Genomic DNA, 22,546 nt, shown 5'->3' on the forward strand with positions numbered 1-22,546 from the left:
GCGATGCATGAACACCACGATATCGATCGCCTCACGCCCGGCGCCGCGACATCCGGATGCCGGATCGGTGCCCTGGGTCCGCTACGGGCTGAGCGCCCTCGCCCTGGCGATCCTTGGACTCTTCCTGATCCTGCCGCTGGTTGCGGTTCTCGCGGAAGCTTTTCGCGAAGGGTGGCAGGCTTACCTCGACGCCATCACCGATCGCTATACGCGACATGCGATGCTGCTCACGCTGATAACGGCGTTGATCTGTGTGCCGTTGAACACGCTGTTTGGCATTGCCGCCGCCTGGTGCATCGCCCGTTTCCAGTTTCCGGGACGCAGCCTGTTGACGACCCTGATCGACCTCCCCTTTTCGGTGTCGCCCGTCATCGCCGGCCTCGTGTTCATCCTGATCTTCGGCAGCCAGGGCTGGTTCGGCGGCTGGTTCACCACACATGGCTTTCCGGTCATCTTCGCCCTGCCCGGCATCGTGCTGGCCACGCTGTTCGTCACGCTGCCCTTCGTCGCCCGCGAGCTGATTCCGCTGATGCAGGCACAGGGCGCCGAGCAGGAAGAAGCCTCGATCATGCTCGGTGCCAGTGCCTGGCGAATGTTCTGGACGATCACGCTACCGCGCATCAAATGGGGGCTGCTCTACGGCGTCATTCTCTGCAACGCCCGTGCCATGGGCGAATTCGGCGCCGTGTCGGTCGTTTCCGGCCACATCCGCGGCGCCACCAATACCCTGCCGCTGCACGTCGAGATTCTCTACAACGAGTATCAGTTCAGCGCAGCCTTCGCGGTCGCCACGCTGTTGGCCGGATTGGCGATCGTGACGCTCGTCCTCAAGTCGATCATCGAATGGCGTCAGCAACGCCAATGGGAGAACGCCTCACCATGAGCATTCATGTCGAACACCTGACCAAGCGCTACGCCGACTTCACCGCGCTGGACGGCATCGATCTGGCCATCGACGACGGTGAACTGGTCGCGCTGCTCGGCCCTTCCGGCTGTGGCAAGACGACACTGTTGCGCAGCATCGCCGGCATGGAATTCGCCGACAGCGGCCGTATTCTTCTCGAAGGCCGCGACATGACCCGGGAGCCGATCCGCCATCGCCAGGTCGGCTTCGTCTTCCAGCACTACGCGCTGTTCAACCACATGAGCGTATTTGAGAATGTGGCCTACGGACTGCGCGTCAGGCCGCGCGCCCAGCGCCCGCCAGAGGCCGAGATCCGCCGCCGGGTTCACGAACTGCTGGACCTGGTGCAGCTCGACTGGCTCGCCAGGCGCTTTCCGCCCCAGCTGTCGGGTGGACAGCGCCAGCGCATTGCCCTGGCCCGTGCGCTAGCGGTGGAACCCCGTTATCTGCTACTGGACGAACCGTTCGGCGCGCTGGATGCCAACGTCCGCAAGGAGCTGCGCCGCTGGTTGAGACGACTGCATGAAGAGCTTCACGTGACCAGCCTGTTCGTCACCCACGATCAGGAGGAAGCGATGGAGGTGGCCAGTCGTATCGTGGTGATGAATCAGGGTCGTATCGAGCAGGTGGGAACGCCGGACGCGATCTACGACACGCCTGCGACGCCGTTCGTCTCGACCTTCATCGGTAGCGTCAATGTCCTGCACGGCACGCTCGAGCCGGGCCACTTCCAGAGCGGCGGCTGGCGACTACCGCTCCCCGATGGCGGCACCACAAAGCGCGCGACGAACCAGGATGTCTTCGTGCGCCCCCACGACATCGAGATCGTTCGCGATCGCCACCTGCCCTGCCAGGTTAGCGTTCGCCACGTGCACCCCCTGGGCAGCAGCTATCGCATCGACGTTACGCCGGCGCGGGGCGCGGGCGAGGCACCAAGGATCGACGACGACTGCCTGACGATCGAACTCACCCGTCAGGCCTTCAAGGCACTGGCGCTCGAGGTCGGCGAGCGCGTCGGCGTCAAGGTCCAGCATCTGCACTGGTTTCATCGGGATGCGGCCCCCGCACTCGCAGAAGCGGTGTAGGGCTCATGTATAGGGCTCACGCGTCGGGCTCAAGTATGGAGTTCACGTATAGAACTCGCGGCAAGGCTAGCCGTGGCAGGGCGGAAACAGACGCGCCAGGCGCTTCGTGTGAACGAAGGTCCTGGCGCGGGGGAGCAACGACTCAGCGCTTGGCGTGAAGACGCTCGGCGTGATAGCGCAGGTGGTCATCGATGAAGCTGGCGATAAAGAAGTAGCTGTGATCGTAGCCCGGGTGACGACGTAGCGTCAGCGGATGATCGTGCTCTTCACAGACCGCTTCCAGGCGCTCCGGCTTGAGCTGTTCGGCTAGGAAGTTGTCGGCTTCCCCCTGGTCGATGAACAGCGGCTGACGCGATGACCCCTTGGCGACCAGCTCGCAGGCATCGTACTGAGTCCGCAGGCCGGCATCCTCACCGAGGTAGTTCTCGAAGGCCTTCTGCCCCCAGGGTACCTGCGTCGGATTGACGATCGGCGCGAACGCCGATACCGCCGCATAACGGCCAGGCTGACGCAGCGCCAGCACCAGGGCGCCGTGCCCGCCCATGGAATGACCGCTGATCGACTCGCGGCCGTTGACCGGGAAGTGCAGACGCACCACCGACGGCAGCTCCTCGGTGATGTAGTCGTACATGCGATAGTGCTGCGACCACGGCTCACGCTTGGCGTTCAGGTAGAACCCGGCACCGGAGCCGAAATCGTAGCTATCATGCTCGCCCGGCAGGTCCAGGCCTCGCGGGCTGGTGTCCGGGCAAACGATCGCGATGCCGAGTTCGGCGGCTGTGCGCTGAGCGCCGGCCTTCTGCATGAAGTTCTCGTCGTTGCAGGTCAGACCGGATAGCCACCACATCAGCGGGACACGCCCTTCCTCGGCCTGCGGCGGCAGATAGATTGCGAAGATCATCTCGCAGTCCAACGCCCGCGAGTAGTGCTTGTAGCGCTTGACCCACCCCCCAAAGCTCTTGGTGGCCGAGACCAGCTCCAGCTGTTCGCTCATCGACATGGATCTCTCCTTGACTGTTCAAGCGCCCCGGACCCCGTGCACTCGAGGCGCCCGGAACCGCCGTTTTCCTCGCGGCCCGGGCGCTTATCAGGCGCCTTTCGTAAGCCCGTGGCATACCGAACGATAGGCGCGCAGCACCGGGCGCATATGTCAGAGGCTCTGGCTTTGCGCGCAGCACCGGGCGCGTGTGTCAGAGGCTCTGGCTTTGCGCGCGGCACCGGGCGCGTGGAATCAGAAGTGCAGCACGGTCCGGATGCTCTTGCCGGCATGCAGCAGCTCGAACGCTTCGTTGATCTGCTCGAACGGCATGTCGTGAGTGACGAACTCGTCGATCTTGATCTCGCCATCCATATAGCGCTGAACATAGCCCGGCAGTTCCGTGCGGCCCTTGACGCCGCCGAAGGCCGAACCTTTCCAGACGCGACCGGTGACCAGCTGGAACGGACGCGTGGAAATCTCTTCCCCGGCACCCGCGACGCCAATGATGATCGACTCGCCCCAGCCCTTGTGACAGCACTCAAGCGCCGAGCGCATGACGTTGACGTTGCCGATACACTCGAAGGAGTAGTCGACGCCGCCGTCGGTCAGGTCGACGATCACCTGCTGGATCGGGTCGCTGTACTCTTTCGGGTTGACGAACTCGGTCGCCCCGAACTGACGCGCCATCTCGAACTTGTCCGGATTGACGTCGATCGCGATGATCCGCGAGGCCTTGGCCATCTGCGCTCCCTGGATGACGGCGAGACCGATTGCGCCGAGACCGAAGACGGCAACCGTGGAACCCGGTTCGACCTTGGCCGTGTTGAGCACGGCGCCGATACCCGTGGTGACACCACAGCCGAGCAGGCAGATCTTGTCCAGCGGTGCTTCCTTGGAAACCTTGGCCAGCGAGACTTCCGGCACCACGGTGTACTCGGAGAAGGTCGACGTCCCCATGTAGTGATGCAGCGACTTGCCGTCCTTGGAGAAGCGCGTGGTACCGTCCGGCATCAGGCCCTTGCCTTGGGTTGCGCGCACCGCGCCACACAGGTTGGTCTTGCCGGAAAGGCAGAACTTGCACTTGCCGCATTCGGCCGTATAGAGCGGAATGACATGATCGCCGGGCTTGAGATCGCTGACGCCCTCGCCGACTTCCTCGACGATACCGGCCCCTTCATGGCCGAGAATGGAGGGGAAGAGCCCTTCCGGGTCCTTGCCGGAGAGCGTGTAGGCATCGGTGTGGCAGACGCTGGTAGCGACCATGCGCACCAGCACTTCACCGGCCTTGGGGCCTTGTACGTCAATCTCTTCCAGAGAGAGCGGCTTGCCTGCTTCCCAGGCGACGGCGGCACGGGATTTCATTATCGAATCTCCAGTAAGGCTTGCGTTATCGACTCGGCCTGTCTGCCAGACGCACGTGGCATGACCGCCGATTTCCGTTAGTCTAGGCTTTCACCCCTTGGCAATAAACCCGCAAAATGACACATGATTATTGCTCCACAGCAATAATTCAGGAGCCCCGCATGTCTCGCCTCGACGGTATCGAGGCCTTCGTCGCCGTGGTCCGGCTGGGGACGTTCTCCCGCGCCGCCGAATCGCTGAAGGTTTCCAATTCCCACGTCAGCCGCCTCGTGAGCCAGCTCGAACAGCAGCTGGGCACACCGCTGCTCTACCGCACGACGCGCCAGATTCGGCTGACCGATGGCGGCACCATCTACTATGAGCACTGCCGGGCGCTGCTCGACGGTCTGAAAGACGCGGAGACGACCCTCAACGCGCTGCAGTCGCAACCGCAGGGGCGTCTGGCGATCAGCTGCGCGACGACATTCGGCGAGCGTTATATCGCCCCGCTGGTCAACGATTTCCATCGCCAGTATCCGCAGCTCGACGTCCGCCTGCACTTCACCAATCGCACGGTGGAACTGATCGACGAGGGCTTCGATATCGCTATCCGCATGGGCGTGCTGCGCGACTCCAGCCTGCTGTCGCGTCGGCTCTGCCGACGGCTCGAGTACATTGTCGGCTCGCCGGACTATTTTCAGCGTCTGCCGGCACCGCATAGCCTCTCGGAGCTTGCGCACCACAACTGCCTGATCGGTTCGCGCGACAGCTGGTTGTTCGACGTGGAGGGGCAACAGCGGGAAGTCCGCGTCTCGGGCAACTGGCGTGGCAACTCGGGGCCGGCACTCCTGGATGCCGCGCGCAAGGGCATCGGCCTGGCACAGTTGCCGGACTACTACGTGAAAGGCGCGCTGGAGCGTGGCGAGCTGATCTCCGTACTCGACCGCTACCAGCTGACGGATACTGCGGTGTGGGCGGTCTATCCGCGGCACCGCCAGCTGTCATCGAAGATACGGCTACTGGTCGACTTTCTGGTCGAACGGCTACCGGAAGCGATCGCGCTCTGGTCGACACCGACGATGACACGCCCAGCCGACAGCGGAAGGATTATCGAATCGGCGAGTGAGTCGCCGGGCACCGCCTGAGAACCGGCCAGGCGCCAACGAGGCCCCTGGCGGACGCGACGACTCGGTCCGCCAGTGATGAGCGCGTCAGGTGTGGAAACCGTTGAAAAAGTGGTCGATGCCATCGTTGAGATAGGCATCCCCGAACTCCGCCTCGCGCGCCAGCGCCGCGGGGTCGGGCAGTTCGATGCGCTGTCGCGATCGTAGTACCAGCCCCTCCTCGCGAAACGCCGTCAACGTACGACTGACGTGCACCGACGAGAGCCCCAGCGCATCGCCGAGGTGCTGCTGCGACAGCGGCAGTCGCATGCTGTTGCCGTCTCTCGCCTTGGTTCGCTCGAGACGCACGAACATCTCGTAGATCATGTGCGCCAGGCGCTGGCGCGCGCTGCGCCGGGCCAGATTGACCAGACGTTCGGTCAACAGCGCCTGCTGGTGCGAGGAGACCGCGAAAAAGATCGCGGAAAGCGTCAACGACTCGCGAAAGATATTGATCAGCCGGCGATGCGGAAAGTGGCAGATAACGCCATCCTCCAGCATGGCGACGCCGGTGAGACGCTCGCGGAAGGCAAACTCTCGCAGGCCGATGATATCGCCCGGTAGATAGATCTCGAGAATCTGCCTCGAGCCGTCTTCCATATGGCGGAAGGAGTAGGCCCAACCGCGTCTCAGCGTACAGAACTCTTTGGCACTATCGCCCTCCTGCCACAGGATGTGATCAGCCTTGACCTGGGTCGGACTCTCCTCGAGTTCGATCAGCAGCTGCTTGTCATTCTGCGATAGCTCCCCGTAGTGACTGAAGTGACGGACAATGCAACTATCTTCGCTCATTTCCCTTGCCCTTATCGTCTTCTTTGCCTTGGCACGACGCGCTCCAATGAAGAAAATCGATATTGGCACAGGCTGTCAGTGTTGTCGTTATCTCGCGTTGCCGTTCTTCCCCGTTACCGTCATTCGACCTCCCCGTTGACCGGAATCGCGCCCGGCGCCGAAGTGTCGCCGGCGTCAGCACTCGATCGTGTTCACCGCCAGGCCGCCGCGCGAAGTCTCCTTGTATTTGTCCTGCATGTCGCGACCGGTGTCGCGCATGGTCCGAATCACCTTGTCCAGCGAGACAAAATGCTCGCCATCGCCGCGCAGTGCCATCTGCGCCGCGTTGATCGCCTTGACCGAGGCGATGGCATTGCGCTCGATGCAGGGCACCTGCACCAGGCCGGCGATCGGATCGCAGGTCAGCCCCAGATTGTGCTCGAGTCCGATCTCTGCGGCGTTTTCCACCTGCGCCGGCGTCCCGCCCATCAGCTCCGCCAGTCCCGCCGCTGCCATGGCGCAGGCCGAACCGACCTCGCCCTGGCAGCCGACTTCAGCGCCGGAGATGGACGCATTGGTCTTGCACAGGATGCCGATGGCACCGGCAGCAAGCAGGAAGCGCACCACATCCTTCTCGCAGGCATCAGGCTGAAACTTCATGTAGTAGTGAAGCACCGCCGGCACGATGCCAGCCGCCCCATTGGTCGGCGCCGTCACCATGCGACGGCCGGCGGCGTTCTCCTCGTTGACGGCCAGCGCGAAGAGGTTGACCCAGTCCATCGCCGAAAACGTGCTGGCGATCAGGCTTTTCTCCTCGTCCAGCGCCTGCAGCCGTTGATAGAGGCCGGGCGCCCGCCGACGCACATTGAGCCCGCCCGGCAGCACGCCTTGCTGATCGAGCCCACTGTCGACACAGGCCTTCATTGCCTCCCAGATACGCCAGAGCCCGTCGCGAGTCTCGCGTTCGCTGCGCCAGGCTCCCTCGTTGGCCAGCATCACATCGCTGATCGACATCGACTCGCGCCGGCAGATGGCGAGCAGTTCCTCGGCGTTGCGAAAGGCATAGGGCAGCGCTACCGCCGGCGTCGCCGACTCGCGCTCATGCGCCTGCTCGGCATCGACGACGAAACCGCCACCCACCGAGTAGTAGGTGTTGTCGAAGAGCACGGCGTCACCGTCGTAGGCAACGATCCGCAGCGCGTTGGTGTGATAGTAGAGGATTTCGTCGCACCACAGAATATCCCGCTCGGCCTGGAAGGTGACCGCATGGACGCCCGCCAACACGAGTTCGCCGTCACGCTCGAGCGCCGCCAGCCTGAGCGCCAGGTCATCGGGGTCAACCGTCAGTGGGCGCTCCCCCATCAACCCGCCAAGCACGGCCTGGTCAGTGTTGTGACCCCGCCCGGTCGCGGAGAGCGAACCGTAGAGCGTGACGTGGACGCGCGTGACCGCGTTCAGCAATCCGCGCTCGCGCAGGTCGGCCACGAAGTCATGGGCCGCCTGCATCGGCCCGACGGTATGCGAGCTGGAAGGGCCAATGCCGATCTTGAACAGGTCGAACACGCTGAAAGTCATGGGACGACTCCAAATGTCGCAGGATCACCCGCCGAGGTCGCTCTCGAAACAGGTATCAGATGTAGTTTGACTTCAGTGTGGTCGCCGGTTACACCGGGAACAATCGATAATATCTGCCGGGGCTTTTAGTCTATCTAAACCATGCCGCAATCACTTAATGCCCAGACGCACGCCTGGATGAAGGTGTTCGCCGTCAGCGCCCGCCACCTGTCGTTCACGCGAGCGGCCGAGGAGCTGCACGTCACCACCGGTGCCGTCAGCCAACAGATCAAACAGCTCGAAGAGCGACTCGGCTTTCGTCTGTTTCGGCGCCTGCCGCGCCAATTGGCATTGACCGAAGAAGGTGAGCGTCTCGCTGGCGTGGTCGCCGAGGCCTATGACGCAGTCGGCCTGGAGGTGGACCGCCTGCGCGGCGGCGTGATGAGTGGCGTACTGCGGCTGCGCTGCCTGCCCTCTTTCCTGGCCAAGTGGCTGATGCCCCGACTGCCGCGTCTGCAGGCACGTTTTCCGGACATTGAGCTCCACGTCAGCGCCGAGGATAGCAACCTCTCTCTGCTGGATGGCGGCTTCGATCTGGCGATCGATCTCAACGACGGTCACTATCCGGGACTGCAGATGACACCGCTGATCGACGAGGAGATCTTCGCGGTCTGCTCGCCGCAGCTGCTGCGCCGTCGACCACCGCTCACGCATCCGGAAGCGCTCGGATACTATCCGCTGCTTCATGACGTCACCGCCTGGCGCGGCAGCCACGACTACGCCGAATGGGAGCACTATCTGCAAGCGATTGGCGGCGATCAGGTCAACGTGCGTCGCGGCTATACCTTCAATCGCAACCAGCTGACCGTGGAAGCCGCGATCGCCGGGATGGGCGTTGCCATCGCCCGACGCACGCTGATCGGCGACGAATTGGCCAGCGGCCGGCTGATTGCCCCTTTCCCGGGTTCCGTAGCAACCGGCAAACGCTACGGTCTGGTCTTCCAGCAGGGCGCGCTCGACGACCGCCGCGTGCGTGCGATCCACGACTGGCTGGAGGAAGAAGCCCAGCGCTCTCGCGCCCCGGAGTCGGCGTAATCGGCCATCCGCTTGAAGACATCAGCCACTCACCTATCCCAACCGCCAACCACGTCTCACTAGGCAGGTCTTTACTCGCTGATTATTAAAAGAAAATTAAATCCGTCCAGGAACAGCGTTTCTTAACGAACTTAAGCATGATAATCTTAGCGGGCTATCAATTTCTGCAGGAAACCATCATGCTCTCCCTACCTGTCAGGACGGTCGCACTGCGCGGCGTCCTGTATATCCTGTTGCTGGCCGGTCTCATGCAGGCGACCCTGCAGATCGACGTCATGCACCCGGGCGGTCCCAACCTGACCGAAACCTCGCTGACCGAGATATCCCAGGCTGCCATGCTGTTTCTCTCCGCCGTGCTGATGCTGGTGATTCGGCAGCGTCTGCAGGTCATGCGGACCACCAGTCTATTGCTTTGGGCATTCTTCGCCGCCTCGTTCGTGCGCGAGAATGACAGCTGGCTGGATATCTACGCCTTCGACGGCGCCTGGCAGTGCCTGGTGGCCCTGATTGTCGTGCCCACCTTGGCCATCTCCATCATTCGCCACAAAGCTTTCGCGTCCGAATTCCGCCTGTTCTCGAACAGTCTCGGCTTCGGGCTCTTTGCCGGGGGCTTCCTGACCACCTACCTGTTTTCCCGTCTCTATGGCCGCAGCGAGATGTGGCAGGCGCTGATGGGCGACGGTTATCTTCGCGTCGTGAAGGATGCGGCCGAGGAGATGACCGAACTGGCGGGTTACAGCCTGCTGCTGTTTGCCAGCGTCGAACTCTGCCTGCTGGCGGTGAGACTGCGTCGGATGGGAGCGGCCAGACAGCCGCAGGCCACGCTCCATGAGCTGGTCGGCAGCCATGAAAAAGCCGCCGTGTCGACACGCAACCGGCGGCCTGCAGAGAAGCGCGAGCACGCCTGATACCGTATCGGCACGCTCGGCATCATCAGACTCAGTCGTCCGTCACCTTGGGCGGATCGATCTCCAACTTTTGCGCGGCAATGACGGCCTGAGTGCGCGAGTGCACGCCCAGCTTGCGCAGGATAGCCGTTACGTGCGCCTTGATGGTCGCCTCCGAGACGTTGAGCTCGTAGGCGATCTGCTTGTTGAGCAGGCCTTCCGTCAGCATGTTCAGCACGCGAAACTGCTGCGGCGTCAGCGAGGCGATCGCTTCGGCGAAGCGAGCATCTTCCTCGCTGCCTTCGCCCATGGCATCCGCCATCTCTGACGGCAGCCAGACTTCGCCGTTCAGCACTTCGCCAATCGCTTCGGCGATAGTATCCAACGACGCCGACTTGGGAATGAACCCGGAGGCGCCATAGTCGATGGCGCGACGCACGACATCGAGCTCCTCGCTTCCCGACACCACGGTGACCGGAATGTCGGGCATCTGTCCCCGCAGCTGAATCAGCCCGGAAAAGCCATGTGCGCCCGGCATGTGCAGATCCAGCAGGATCAGATCGGCATCGGGGTGACGCGTCACTACCTCCGTCGTCGCCTCCATGGTGTCCGCCTCGACGATCTCAGCCTGCGGCGACACCTGTCTCAGCGCCTGATTGAGCGCCGCCCGGAAGAGTGGGTGGTCATCGGCGACGATGAATTTCTGGGCAAAAGCCATTGAATCTCCTCCGGCACTGTCGGGATGTCCGCCAATAATGGTGGCTGGATGTGGCCATCCGGACAAGATGGTTCAACTCGTTATTATCGGCATGTTACCCCATGCGAAGAAGGATTCCCAAGCCTCAAGTCATTGCCCGCGAAATCTTTCCAACACGCCTGAAAAACCCCGCGAAAACAGACGTAAAAAAGTTCGGTCGTCCTGGAAAGCTGGCGTGCTTCCCTCCCGTTGGAGTGGCACGATAAGTACCGGGAGGTCAGCGTCTTTCAAGACAACCGAACGATAATCGTGGCCGATTCAGGCTAGAGAAAACGGCGTTTATCTCAACATAGTTCTAGTCATTTAGTTGTTGCGTTACCTCTCCTACCGTTGCCAAAAGGCGATCCTTTCAGGTCGCACCATCAGGACTTCAGATAGCGATTGTCGATTAGATCCTCGACCACACTGGGATCGGCCAATGTCGAGGTGTCTCCCAGGCCATCGCACTCGTTGGCGGCGATCTTGCGCAGGATACGACGCATGATCTTGCCGGAACGCGTCTTGGGCAGCCCGGGGGCCCACTGTATGAAATCCGGCGTCGCGATGGGCCCGATATCCTTGCGTACCCACTGCTTGAGCGCCTGCTTCAGATCATCGGACGGCTCGACATCATCGTTCAAGGTGACATACACGTAAATGCCCTGCCCCTTGATGTCGTGCGGATAGCCAACGACCGCCGCCTCCGCCACGCTCTCGTGTGCGACCAGCGAGGACTCGATCTCAGCGGTGCCCATGCGATGCCCGGAAACGTTGAGCACATCATCGATGCGCCCGGTGATCCAGTAGTCGCCATCCTCATCGCGACGACAGCCATCGCCGGTAAAGTAGACGCCTTCATAGGTGGAGAAATAGGTCTGGACGAAACGTTCGTGATTGTTCCAGATCGAACGCGCCTGGCCAGGCCAGGAGTCGAGGATCACGAGGTTGCCTTCGGTCGCGCCCTCGAGCGTCTTGCCCTCGTTGCTGAACAGCGCCGGCTGAACGCCGAAGAACGGCTTGGTGGCACAGCCCGGCTTGAGAGCGGTCGCCCCGGGTAGCGGCGTGATCATGTGCCCGCCGGTCTCGGTCTGCCACCAGGTATCCATGATCGGACAGCGCGACTTGCCGATGACCCGATAGAACCAGTCCCAGGCTTCGGGGTTGATCGGCTCGCCCACCGTACCCAGTACGCGCAGCGAATCGCGGCGGCTGTCATCCATGATGTGCTCGCCATGCGCCATCAATGAACGAATTGCCGTCGGCGAGGTGTAGAGAATCGCGACATCATGCTTGTCGACGATCTGGCCGATGCGGCCATGATCCGGGTAGGTCGGCACCCCCTCGAACATCAACGTGGTCGCACCGTTGGCCAATGGCCCGTAGAGGATATAGCTGTGGCCGGTAATCCAGCCGATATCGGCGGCGCACCAGTAAACCTCGCCATCGTGATAGTCGAACACCAGACGGTGGGTCAGCGCGGCGTAGAGAAGGTAGCCGCCGGAGGTGTGCTTCAATCCCTTCGGCGTCCCGGTCGATCCGGAAGTGTAGAGAATGAACAGCGGGTCCTCGGCGTTCATGGTCTCCGCCGGACAGGTCGTTGACTGTGCCTCGACCAGCTCGTGAAACCAGCGATCACGGCTGTCGTGCCACTCGATTTCACCGTCGGTACGCTTGACCACCAGAACTGTCTCGACCACGTCGGTGCCATCACGCGTGAGCGCGGCATCGACGTTGTCCTTGAGCGGCACCTGCTTGCCGCCACGCACGGATTCATCCGCCGTGATGACAACGCGCGAGCCGGAGTCGACGATGCGGCCGGCCAGCGCATCCGGCGAGAAACCGCCGAAGACCACCGAATGAATCGCCCCGATACGCGCGCAGGCCAGCATGGCCACCGCCGCCTCGGGCACCATCGGCATGTAAAGTGTGACGGTATCACCCTTGCCGATCCCCAGCGATTTGAGTCCGTTGGCTAGCTGACAGACCTGGGCGTGCAGATCGCGGTAGGTAATGACCTTGTCGTCATTGGGGTCGTCTCCTTCCCAGATGATCGCCGGCTGGTCGCCGCGCGTTTCCAGGTGGCGATCGAGACAGTTGTAGGCGACGTTGAGCTCGCCATCCTCGAACCAGCGGATATCGACGTTGGATGACGCGAAAGAGGTATTCTTGATCCGTGAGGGCGGCGTGACCCAATCGAGGCTCTTGGCCTGCTCGCCCCAGAACGTCTCGGGATCATCCACCGACTGGCGATAGAGCTTCTCGTAACGTTCACGATCGACCCAGGCCTTGGCCGCCAGCTCTTCGTCGACGGGATAGACGCGCTGCTGTTCGCTCATGCTCCAGTCTCCCTGAGACCGTGCCCGATAGGCCGGCACGGCAATGAAAGCCCAGCCGACTCAATGCGATAGCAGAGCGGCATAACAGGCCACCAGCATATAACGGCGGCGCCGGTGCCCCCCTATTAGACCTTCGTCTCAGCCAGACCGGCCACCGTCACCAGAACGCTCAGGCACGCGCCTCGAGGCGCTCGAAAATCAGCCGCCCGCGGCAGCGACGACAGCGATAGTGACTGCCGCGCCGCGCCTGCGCATGCCGACGGGCAGTGAAATAGTGCGGCGTTTCGCAGCGGCAGCGATACCGATAGGGCATGGGGCTGGCCCGAGAGACATCGAAGCGGTGAGTCACCACCGGTGCCAGACCGTAGAGTTGGCGCATCACGGCCTGCCACTCGCGCCCGTGCGGGCGAGCGCGGGTGCCGTTCTCGAGATGAAAGACCAGCCAGTGCGCCATTTCGTGAGGCACGATCTCGTCCATGAACGCTTGCCGATTCTCGCGCAGCAGCGTGCGATTGAAGCGTAGTCCGCCGCGCTGCAGATGCGCCTGGCCGGCGCTACGTCCGCGCAGATCGAACCATATCGCCGGGTGCGGTAGCGCAGGATGCAGCGACTGCGCCAACCGCCAGGCCGCCTCGGCGCGCTGCACGAGATGCGCCTCGAGTCCAGCGTCGGACATCGCCTCCAGCGCGGCGATATCGCTGACGCCCAGCGCAGGGGCAAGAGAAGAGGAATGCGAATGGGTCATGGAGTGCTAGAATGCCGCCAGCAAGCACGGGCGTCCAGCCCGTCGACCCCACACTTCGGAGCCCCCATGTCGGAAGAGCCGGACGACGCCATCGATAGCCAGCCGCCCCTGGACGACGACGCCCTCGCGCGACTCGACGACTACCTGAATTCGGAGCGTCTCGAGGAGACCGTGCCCGACGTCATCGGCGCGCACGGCTACTTGGTCGCCCTAGCAGTCGCCCCGACAGAGATAGCGCCGAAACAGTGGATCGCCGAGTTCTTCGAAGGGGAGCCCCCCTTCCAGGACACCGCCGAACGTGACGAGATTCTCGGTCTGTTCGAAGCGCTGAAGACCAACGCTGCCAGCATCCTGGAGCGTGGCCACTGGCTCGAGCTGCCCTTCGACAGCGAACTGGATGACGACGGCGACATGGCCGCCGCGATCGAGGACTGGTGTGCCGGCTTCATGCAAGGCGTCTTTCTCGACGAGGCCGCCTGGTTCGCCCAGGACGAGGCACATGTCGCCGCTCTCCTGCTGCCATTCATGGCACTCTCGGGACTGTTCGACGACGAGCCCGAACTGGCCGAGATGATTGCCGAGGATACTCAGTTCTCAGCGCTCGCCGCCCAGCTCCCGGAACTGACACTGGACCTCTATCTGCACTTCCGCGTACCGCCCGAACCGCCGAAGGGCGCGGCCAAGGGCAAACCGAAAGGCGCCAGTGGCAAGTCGAAATCGACATCTCGCCGCCGCGGCAAACGCTGAGGTCACGGGCGCCGGTTCGGCGCCCGTGACCTGATCTCGCGACGGCCTCTCGGGCGCGATTCATGTCACACGACTCTTTCCGTCATGACCTTCACTTCGAACGAGTCTCTTCAAACGAGTCACTTCAAACGAGTCACCCAGGCGTTAAGCGTACCGAAGCCCCACTCCCGGATACGCTGCCACCAGGGACGTTTCGCCCACGCCTCGGCATCGATCCGCCGGCTGGCCGCGAAGTTGCGTTCGAACAGCTCGGCGACATCATTGGCAAATCCGGTGTGCTCGATCTCCTGGTTCGCTTCGAGATTCCACTGCAGACTCCAGTGGTCGAAGTTGCACGAGCCGAGCGAGACCCAGTCATCGGCCACGCTGAACTTGGCATGAATGAAGTTGGGCTGGAACTCGTAGATCTTGACTCCCGCCTTGAGCAGCCGGCCATAGAAACGCTGACCGGCATAGCGCACCCCCGGGTGATCGTGATGACCGCCCGCCAGCAGCAGACGCACATCGACGCCGCGCCGGGCAGCACGCGCCAGCGCCAGTCGCAGACTGAAGGTCGGCACGAAGTAGGGCGTACACAGCCAGAGTCGCTCGCGCGCCGTGGACACCCGCCCTTGTAGCGAGAGGCGGATGGCCTGATAGCGGTGACCGCGCCCTGAGATCGCCCGTCCGCGCATACCGGGATAGGCCGCCGGGGCTAGCGCGGACGCCGGCGAAATCTGGCGGGCCAGCCGACTGCGCCGGCGCCCGTGTCGCGTCAACGGCGAATCCCAGACGTCAGCGAACAGGCGCATCCAATCTGCCACCACCGGTCCGCGAATCCGCACCGCGACTTCATACCAGGCATCGATGAACTCATCGACAATGCCGAAACCACCGGTAAAGGCCAGCTCGCCATCGACGATGACCAGCTTGCGGTGATCACGCATCAGGTTGCCCCCCAGACGCGTCACTGCCAGCGGATTGAAGAAGCGCAGCTCAACGCCCGCCGCTCGCAGACGCTGGCGATCGTGGCGTGAGAGCGCCAGACTGCCAAGACCATCGAGTACCAGCTTGACCTCAACCCCTCGGGCAGCCGCCGCCTGTAGCAAGCCAATGAAGCGGTCGGCAAGTGCCCCCGACTCCATCAGGTAAAGCTCGATCCAGAGAAATCTCCGAGCCGTCTCGATCGCCTCTCGCATGGCCGGCCAGAACCGCTTGCCCTCCGGCAGCAGCTCGAACCGGTTTCCCTCTCGCCACGTCGCTTGCATCCTGCGCCTACCTCCTTGAGGCCCCCGATTGACGCATGTTTCCCGCCGCAAGGAAAGTCGCTGCTGCGCGTCACCGGCCTCGATCGATATCGCCCTCAACGGCCGACCGCGACGCAGGATTTCACCGCCGCTGGACGACACCGCTATACTCGGGCATTTGCAGGGAATCCGTGTCGATGTCGGTATTGCTCGGTCTTCAGAAAGGTTGGCGGCAGCTGGCCAGCAAGGCGCTCGGACGCTGGCTCGCGTTCCGCCTGGTCGAGCCGGACCCGGCACCCCTCGAGGCCTCGCGGCCGACGCTATACGTTATCGCCCACCCCGCGCTAAGCGACGAGATCGCGCTCGACCGGCTGACTCGCGATCTCGGGCTACCGCGCGCGGCAGCGCAATATCGACTCGGCGAGGTCACCCTCCCCGGCTGCCTCGCGCTGCCGCGCCCCCGTCGGCGCAGCCGCCCGGCGACATCGACGCTGCAACAAGTGCTGGACGCGTTGGCAGGCGACACGACGCTGGATGCACAGCTGGTTCCCGTGAGCGTCTTCTGGAGCCGCGCTCCGGGCAAGGACTTCGGCTTCTGGAAAATGCTCGCCGCCGACGATTGGGCCTGGAGCGGTCGCCTGCGGCGACTGCTCTCGATCGCCATCAACGGCCGCAATCTGGAAGTCCACTTCGGCGCACCGATTCAGCTACGCCCGCTGATAGACGACCCCGCCGCGGCGCTTGGCGAACGCAAGGTGGCTCGTGTGCTACGCGTGCACTTCCGACGCGTTCGCGCCCGTGTGCTGGGCCCGGACATTTCGCACCACCGCACCCTGATGCGCGGCGTGATCGACAGCCGATCGGTACGCAGCGCGATCACCGAGGCCGCCGCCCAGAACGCTACAACGCCCGAGCGCGAGCGCCGTCGTGCCGAGCGCTATGCGCGCGAAATCGCCTCGAACATGTCCTACCCGGTGCTGCGCTTCCTCTACGAGCTGCTCAAGCGACTCTGGAATCGCCTCTACGACGGGGTCGACGTTTACGGTCTCGAGGCAGTCAAGGCGATCGCCGGCGACCGGACGCTGATCTATGTCCCCTGCCATCGCAGCCATGTCGACTATCTGCTGCTCTCCTACGTTCTGTACCGCGAGGGGTTGATGCCGCCGCACATCGCGGCCGGGCGCAATCTCGACATGCCGCTGGTCGGCCCGCTGCTGCGGCGTGGTGGTGCGTTTTTCCTGCGCCGCAGTTTTCGCGATAACCGCCTTTATGCCGCCGTGTTCAACGAATATCTTCACCGCCTGATCGCTCGCGGCCATCCCCTTGAGTACTTTATCGAGGGCGGTCGCTCGAGAACCGGGCGCATGCTCTCGCCGCGCCCCGGCATGTTGGCGATGACGCTGCGCTCCTTCGCCCGCGATGCCACGCGAGACGTGGCTTTCGTGCCGGTCTATATCGGCTACGAGAAAGTGCTGGAGAGCAACGCCTACCTGCGCGAACTGCGCGGCGGCGGCAAGAAGAAAGAGTCGCCACTGGATCTGCTGGGTGCCCTTCGGCACCTGCGAGACCCTCACGGTCGCGTTGCCGTCAGCGTCGGTGAGCCGTTGTCGCTGGCAGGTTTCCTCGAAGCCACGGCGCCAGGGTGGCAACAACAGCGCCACACGGAACGCCCGGCCTGGCTGGAAGACGCGGTCCCAAAGCTTGGCGAGACACTGGCACAGCGAATCAACGATGCCGCCACGCTCAATGCGATCTCTCTGGTCGCCATGACACTGCTGGCCACGCCCCACCACACGATCGAATCCGACCTGCTAAGCCATCACATCGCCCTGCTGGTACGCCTGCAGCGAGCTCTCCCCGGCAGCGAGCACTGCCAACTGCCATCGGGAACGCCGGAAAGCTGGATCGAACAGGCCATCGAACTCGGGTTCGTCGACCGCCAGCCGCAAGCGCTGGGGGAACTGATCAGCGCCCGTCCCGAGCAGGCCACGCTGCTGACCTGGTACCGCAACAACGCGCTGCATCTGTTCATGCATTTCGGCCTGGTGGCCTTTGCCTTCCGCAACAATGCCACCTTCACGCTGGACGACCTCGATGCCCTGCTGACGCCCGCCTGGCCGCTGCTGTCGCGTGAGCTGCACTTCTCGCCGCCTGCCGATTCACGGGCTCGCTTGTCCGCGACACTCGAGGTGCTGGCCTCGGAGTCGCTGCTCAAGCCGGGAGACAAAGGCTGGCGTCGTCAGCCGGGCCATCTCGCCGCCAGCGAACATCTCCGCCTGCTGGGGCAGCCGGTACAGCCGACACTGGAACGTGTCTATCTGCTGCTCGCGTCGCTGCTGCGCTACCCCAGCGGCGAGCTCAGCCGTGAGACACTCGAGGAGCACAGTCGACAGCTGGCCGAGCGTCTGACCCTGCTATCGGGCCTCAATGCCCCGGAGTTCTTCGACAAGCGACTGTTCTCCGGCATGCTGGAGACGCTCGAGCAGCAGGGCTGGCTGCGGGTCGTGGATAGCCGCCTGCACTACGACGAGGCCCTGCAGCGCGCGCAAATGCGCAGCCGAGGCCTGTTCGATCCCGAGCTGCGCCATCGCCTGGTCAGGCTGACTCATCAGTAACCGCGAGCCGTGCGACGGCCAGACGCGCCTCGCGCCGCCTCTTGATCTCGTAGACCATGGCCATCGCGACCGTGAACAGAATCATGATCAGCGCCAGGGCATTGACCGCCGGGGTCAACCCGGTGCGGACCTTGGACGCGATATAGAGCGTCAGCGTGGTGTCGTAGCCGGCGACGAATAGCGTGGTGTTGTAGTTCTCCAGGGACTGCAGGAAGGCCAGCACCGCCGCCGACAGGATCGCCGGTCGCAGATACGGCAACAGGACCCGCCGAAACATCTGCCACTGGCTCGCGCCGAGGTCGAGGGCGGCCCGTTCAAGCGTGCGATCGAAGCGCTGCAGCCGCGCCGTGACCATCAGCATCACGTAAGCGGCAATAAAGGCACTCTGCGCGATGACCGTCAGCACGATGCCGCCGTTGAGTCCCCAGCCACGCCAGAAGATCAGCGTCGAGATACCGATGATCACGCCCGGCGTCAGCAGCGGCGAGAGAATCAGCGCATAGACGAACGATTTGCCGCGGCCTTCGACGGTGGTCAGAAACAGGGCACTGGCAACACCGATCGGTACCGCCAGACAGAGCACCCCGACCGCGACCACGGCGCTGTTGAACAGTGCATCCCACATGCCACCGTCGGCCCACAGCGCCGAGAACCACTGCAGAGTCGTACCGGTCCAGGGCGTCACCGTGGGAAACCGGCTGGCGTTGAAGGTCGCGGCCGCCATGATCACCAGCGGCAGGAACAGGTAGACAAAGAAGATCACCAGATAGGCTCTGAGGCCCAATGACAACCAACGTGAAGCATTCATGGGTTCTCTCCCTACCTGGCGATATCGCCGAGACCGACCTTGAACAGCCGCATCACCAGCGTGACGAACACGATACATAGCGCCAGCAGCAGAAAGGCGTAGGCCGCGCCCTGGTTCCAGTCTCCCCCCTCGAAGAACCAGTTGTAGATGATCTGCGTAAACCAGCGACTGCCGGGCGCCCCCAGCAGCGCCGGCACCGCATAGCTGCCGGCCGCCAGCATGAAGGTCATGATGCAACCGGTGGCAATACCCGGCTTGGCGTGGGGAATCACGATTCGCCGGTGCGTGCGGATCCAGCCGGCGCCAAGGTCACGCGCCGCACGTATCTGGTTGCGGTCAAGGCTTTCGATGGCGTTGTAGAGCGGAAATACCATGAACAGGATATAGGCATAGACCATCCCGACGAGTACGCCGATGTCGCCGTTGAGAAATCGGATCGGCCGGTCGATCAAGCCCAGCGCGAAGAGCAGTTCGTTCAACGGCCCGCGGAAGGCAAAGATGATGTACCAAGCGAACGTCCGCAGAATCTCGTTGATCCAGAACGGAATGATCAGCAGCAACAGGCAGAGTGCCGCCTGACCGGGCCGGGCGACCTTGGCCAGGTAGTAGGCCAGCGGATAGCTGACCGCCAGCGTCAGCGCCGTAACCAGCACGCTCGACCAGATGGTCTTGAAGAAAATCGAGAGATGGATCTCGTTCTGGAAGAACGTCGCGTAATTGGCCAGGGTCCACACATCCTTCTCGCCGCCCTGCTCCGCCGGTAACAGCGACGGATGCAGCGAGTAGTCGATCATCTGCCACTGAGGTAGCAGCACCATGAGAATCAGCCAGATCCCCATCAGCGCGACGACCGCCATGCCTAGCGGCATACCGAAACGGTCACACAGTTGTCGCCACATGGGCACCCTCCTCGCCAACTTCCTCCCCCACTTCGGCGGGCAGGACGATCGCCCGTGCAGGCGTGTAGTCCAGGCGACACGACATCCCGGCCGACAGTGACAAGTCGGGAGACTCCTGCGCGGTCGACTGCGCAACATGAACGCGAACCCTGGGCCCCTGTGCCAGCGCGACGTCGAGTGTCAGCCAGGCACCCTCGAAGTGCTCGTTCTCGATCACACCGGCCAGTGGCAGGCGCGTGTCATCCGCCGCACCGACACGCCACTGCTCCGGGCGTACGTAGAGCGTGGCAGGCGCGCCCACCGTCAGGGCATCGGTGCCGGCAATCGCGCGCCCGGCGACCGGGACCGTCAGGCTGGCGTCCAGCGTCACCGTATCCCCGTCGATTTTCATGACACGCCCGCTGAAGCGATTGTTTTCGCCGACGAAGCTGGCCACGAAATCGCTGGCCGGCTGGCGATAGAGCGTCGCAGGGTCGGCGACCTGCTCGATGCGCCCCGCCGACATCACGGCGACACGATCCGACATCGTCAACGCCTCACCCTGGTCATGCGTGATATAGATGAAGGTAATGCCGGTCTTGCGCTGGATCGCCTTGAGCTCCGTACGCATGTGCTGTCGCAGTTTGAGGTCCAGCGCCGATAGCGGCTCGTCCAGCAGCAGCACACGAGGTTCGACCGCCAGCGCCCGAGCAATGGCAATCCGCTGTTTCTGGCCACCGGACAGATCGCCGACCGGCTTGTGGCCACTGCCCTCTAACGCCACCAGGGCCAGCAGCTCGTCCGCTTTCTGGCGTCGTCGTCGTCGATCGATACCGCGGACTTCCAGACCAAATTCGATGTTCTCGTAGACGCTCATCAGCGGGAAGAGCGCCAGATTCTGAAAGATCATCGCCGTGGGGCGGCGATTCACTGGCACTCGGGTCATGTCGCTATCGCCGATCGCCACGTCACCCTCGCTGGGCGACAGGAAACCACTGATGATATTGAGCAGCGTGGTCTTGCCGCAGCCGGAAGGGCCGAGAAAGCTGAAAAACTCGCCGGACTCGATCTCAAGCGTGGTTGGCTGGATCGCCGTGAAATCGCCAAAATGCATGGCGACCTGATTCAAGGACACACGTCCGTCCATGACAGGATCTCTGGTGTTGTGAAGCGGGAGAAGACAGCGACACCGCCGGCCGACACGACCGACGGGCGCCTGATGAAAGGACGACCTCAGGCCGACAGGTAGCGGTCCTGATATTCGTTGCGCAGGGCGACATACCAAGGTTCCTGCACCGGCCACCACCAGAGATTGTCGAGATCGTGCTGCGAGTAAGACTCGGTGAAGAAGCGGCGGGTCGCTTCCGGTAGCAGCTCCGTCGCGCCCACGGCCGTCGAATTGTAGCCGGTGGATTCCACGAACATCGCTCCGGCTTCCGGCGTGTAGTACCAGTTGATCAATTCGTAGACGGCATCGACATTCTGCGCGTTGCGCGGAATCACGAAGCCCTCCATCCATGCCAGCGCACCCTCTTTCGGCGCCCCGTAGGCGATGGGCTCACCCTCGCTCTGCAAGCGGAAGGCCGTGCTGTCCCAGGTCTGGCCGATCAGCGCGCCGTTGGTACGGAACGCTCCTTGGGCTTCGTTCTCGGTCGACCAGAACTGGATCACCATGTCCTTGTGCTTGAGCGCTTCCTCGAGAATGACATCGAAGTTGGCGCGCATCGCCTCCTCGGTGCGGAAGGAGTCCAGCAGCGGCCGTGGCAGCTTGCCCTGGCCTTCGAGCCACAAGCCAATGCCGATCAGAGCCGAGTGGGCACGCACGGTCACGCCCGCGCCGATCTCCGGCTTCCACAGATCGCCGTAACTCAGGTTCTGTCGATCGATATCGGTATAGCGCGTGTGGTAAGCAATCGCTTCCGTGCCCCAGTCGGAGGGCGCAAAGTAACGTTGATCGTCGATCACGCCACCGGATTCGGAGCCACTCATGGCGGAATCCAGACAGCCTTCCCAGCGGATACGAGAGACGTCCAGCGGCTGGATCAGTTGGTAGTCGACGTAGCCGGGCACACGATCGACCGTCGGCATGATCACGTCGAAACCGGAGCCGTCGGTCGCACGCAACGAATTCATCAGCTCGTCGTTGGTGCCATAGGGCGTGAAAGTCGCGTTGATGCCGGTCTTGGCGGTGAAATCCGACAGCATCTCGTCGCTGAAATAGCCGGCCCAGGCGTAGATGCGCAGTGTCTGTTCCTGTGCCAGCGCCCGATTGATATAGAACGGCACCGAGGCCGCAGCGCCGGCAGCCGCAGCGCCCTGCAAGAAACGACGACGGGAAAGGGTCATCGAAGGTCTCCTGTTGTTCGTCAATTGACCACCCCGCAAGCGCGCGATGGCAAGAGCATTCTTGTACGACAGACCTGTTGCAATGACGTGACGCCCAATGATTATTGAACGCCCGTGCGATATCCAGCCTACCAGCAAGCGCGATAAAAGGCACCTGAAACCCCGCCAGATCCTGACGCTCCTTTCACGGTAGATAGATCAACCAAGGGGATAGCCATCAAGCCATACGGAGATCGAAGCATGACGAAATCGCCGAACGGAAAAGTAGGCAACAGCGAAAAGTCATCACGACCGTCGCGCCCACGCCGTGGGAAAAGGCAGCGGAAACGA

General features: G+C 63.0%; 19 protein-coding genes. 7 read left to right on the forward strand and 12 right to left on the reverse strand.

Translation table 11 applies throughout. The annotated features are described in order from the left end of the window. Nucleotides 1-7: 7 nt before the first annotated feature. Both cysW and MC381_RS16180 read left to right on the forward strand, forming a co-directional pair. Nucleotides 8-883, forward strand: a complete 876-nt coding sequence (gene cysW, locus MC381_RS16175; RefSeq protein ID WP_251978790.1) for a sulfate ABC transporter permease subunit CysW — start codon at nucleotides 8-10, stop codon at nucleotides 881-883. Continuing rightward, nucleotides 880-1,989, forward strand: a complete 1,110-nt coding sequence (locus MC381_RS16180; protein ID WP_251978791.1) for a sulfate/molybdate ABC transporter ATP-binding protein — start codon at nucleotides 880-882, stop codon at nucleotides 1,987-1,989. The genes cysW and MC381_RS16180 overlap by 4 nt, the downstream gene beginning before the upstream one ends. A gap of 142 nt (nucleotides 1,990-2,131) precedes the next feature. Here the strand turns inward: MC381_RS16180 and fghA are convergent, their stop codons facing one another. Both fghA and MC381_RS16190 read right to left on the reverse strand, forming a co-directional pair. Beyond that, nucleotides 2,132-2,989, reverse strand: coding sequence for an S-formylglutathione hydrolase (gene fghA, locus MC381_RS16185; RefSeq protein ID WP_251978792.1), 858 nt, complete (start codon nucleotides 2,987-2,989; stop codon nucleotides 2,132-2,134). A gap of 231 nt (nucleotides 2,990-3,220) precedes the next feature. Beyond that, on the reverse strand, nucleotides 3,221-4,330 hold the full coding sequence (locus tag MC381_RS16190; RefSeq protein ID WP_251978793.1) for an S-(hydroxymethyl)glutathione dehydrogenase/class III alcohol dehydrogenase: 1,110 nt from the start codon (nucleotides 4,328-4,330) through the stop codon (nucleotides 3,221-3,223). A 161-nt stretch (nucleotides 4,331-4,491) separates the two neighbouring features. Between MC381_RS16190 and MC381_RS16195 the strand changes: the two genes are divergently transcribed. Then, nucleotides 4,492-5,454, forward strand: coding sequence for a LysR substrate-binding domain-containing protein (locus tag MC381_RS16195; protein ID WP_251978794.1), 963 nt, complete (start codon nucleotides 4,492-4,494; stop codon nucleotides 5,452-5,454). A 66-nt stretch (nucleotides 5,455-5,520) separates the two neighbouring features. Here MC381_RS16195 and MC381_RS16200 read toward each other — a convergent pair whose 3' ends face one another. Both MC381_RS16200 and MC381_RS16205 read right to left on the reverse strand, forming a co-directional pair. After that, nucleotides 5,521-6,264: a Crp/Fnr family transcriptional regulator gene (locus MC381_RS16200; protein ID WP_251978795.1), complete on the reverse strand. Its 744-nt coding sequence runs from the start codon at nucleotides 6,262-6,264 to the stop codon at nucleotides 5,521-5,523. Nucleotides 6,265-6,438: 174 nt separating this feature from the next. Continuing rightward, nucleotides 6,439-7,818: an L-serine ammonia-lyase gene (locus tag MC381_RS16205; RefSeq protein WP_251978796.1), complete on the reverse strand. Its 1,380-nt coding sequence runs from the start codon at nucleotides 7,816-7,818 to the stop codon at nucleotides 6,439-6,441. 141 nt (nucleotides 7,819-7,959) lie between these two features. Here MC381_RS16205 and MC381_RS16210 point away from each other — a divergent pair, with 141 nt between their 5' ends. Further along, the gene (locus MC381_RS16210; protein ID WP_251978797.1) at nucleotides 7,960-8,892 is read left to right on the forward strand and encodes a LysR substrate-binding domain-containing protein; all 933 of its coding nucleotides are present in this window, start codon (nucleotides 7,960-7,962) and stop codon (nucleotides 8,890-8,892) included. A 137-nt stretch (nucleotides 8,893-9,029) separates the two neighbouring features. Continuing rightward, entirely contained in the window at nucleotides 9,030-9,800 is a 771-nt protein-coding gene (locus MC381_RS16215; protein ID WP_251978798.1) for a hypothetical protein, read from the forward strand. 31 nt (nucleotides 9,801-9,831) lie between these two features. On the opposite strand, the gene MC381_RS16220 is transcribed toward MC381_RS16215, so the two are convergent. The 3 genes from MC381_RS16220 to MC381_RS16230 form a co-directional block, all read right to left on the reverse strand. Next, on the reverse strand, nucleotides 9,832-10,497 hold the full coding sequence (locus MC381_RS16220; protein ID WP_251978799.1) for a response regulator: 666 nt from the start codon (nucleotides 10,495-10,497) through the stop codon (nucleotides 9,832-9,834). A 401-nt stretch (nucleotides 10,498-10,898) separates the two neighbouring features. Then, entirely contained in the window at nucleotides 10,899-12,851 is a 1,953-nt protein-coding gene (gene acs / locus MC381_RS16225) for an acetate--CoA ligase (RefSeq protein ID WP_251978800.1), read from the reverse strand. Nucleotides 12,852-13,020: 169 nt separating this feature from the next. Continuing rightward, nucleotides 13,021-13,596 carry a SprT family zinc-dependent metalloprotease gene (locus tag MC381_RS16230; protein ID WP_251978801.1) on the reverse strand — a complete coding sequence of 192 codons (576 nt, stop codon included), beginning with the start codon at nucleotides 13,594-13,596 and terminating at the stop codon, nucleotides 13,021-13,023. A 66-nt stretch (nucleotides 13,597-13,662) separates the two neighbouring features. Between MC381_RS16230 and MC381_RS16235 the strand changes: the two genes are divergently transcribed. After that, nucleotides 13,663-14,343, forward strand: coding sequence for a YecA/YgfB family protein (locus MC381_RS16235; protein WP_251978802.1), 681 nt, complete (start codon nucleotides 13,663-13,665; stop codon nucleotides 14,341-14,343). A gap of 119 nt (nucleotides 14,344-14,462) precedes the next feature. Here the strand turns inward: MC381_RS16235 and MC381_RS16240 are convergent, their stop codons facing one another. Further along, entirely contained in the window at nucleotides 14,463-15,590 is a 1,128-nt protein-coding gene (locus tag MC381_RS16240) for a phospholipase D-like domain-containing protein (RefSeq protein ID WP_251978803.1), read from the reverse strand. A gap of 176 nt (nucleotides 15,591-15,766) precedes the next feature. Here MC381_RS16240 and plsB point away from each other — a divergent pair, with 176 nt between their 5' ends. Next, nucleotides 15,767-18,184, forward strand: a complete 2,418-nt coding sequence (plsB, locus tag MC381_RS16245; protein ID WP_251978804.1) for a glycerol-3-phosphate 1-O-acyltransferase PlsB — start codon at nucleotides 15,767-15,769, stop codon at nucleotides 18,182-18,184. Here the strand turns inward: plsB and MC381_RS16250 are convergent. The 4 genes from MC381_RS16250 to MC381_RS16265 form a co-directional block, all read right to left on the reverse strand. Beyond that, nucleotides 18,165-18,992, reverse strand: coding sequence for an ABC transporter permease (locus tag MC381_RS16250; protein WP_251978805.1), 828 nt, complete (start codon nucleotides 18,990-18,992; stop codon nucleotides 18,165-18,167). The genes plsB and MC381_RS16250 overlap by 20 nt on opposite strands. 11 nt (nucleotides 18,993-19,003) lie before the next feature. Further along, on the reverse strand, nucleotides 19,004-19,891 hold the full coding sequence (locus MC381_RS16255) for an ABC transporter permease (RefSeq protein WP_251978806.1): 888 nt from the start codon (nucleotides 19,889-19,891) through the stop codon (nucleotides 19,004-19,006). Beyond that, nucleotides 19,872-21,017 (reverse strand): ABC transporter ATP-binding protein, encoded by a 1,146-nt coding sequence (locus tag MC381_RS16260; protein WP_251978807.1) that lies wholly within the window; start codon nucleotides 21,015-21,017, stop codon nucleotides 19,872-19,874. The genes MC381_RS16255 and MC381_RS16260 overlap by 20 nt, the downstream gene beginning before the upstream one ends. An 86-nt stretch (nucleotides 21,018-21,103) precedes the next feature. Beyond that, on the reverse strand, nucleotides 21,104-22,216 hold the full coding sequence (locus MC381_RS16265) for an extracellular solute-binding protein (RefSeq protein ID WP_251978808.1): 1,113 nt from the start codon (nucleotides 22,214-22,216) through the stop codon (nucleotides 21,104-21,106). Nucleotides 22,217-22,546: the final 330 nt, after the last annotated feature.

The sequence above is a fragment of the Salinicola avicenniae genome (genome assembly GCF_023736115.1).
Classification (GTDB): Bacteria; Pseudomonadota; Gammaproteobacteria; order Pseudomonadales; family Halomonadaceae; genus Salinicola; species Salinicola avicenniae.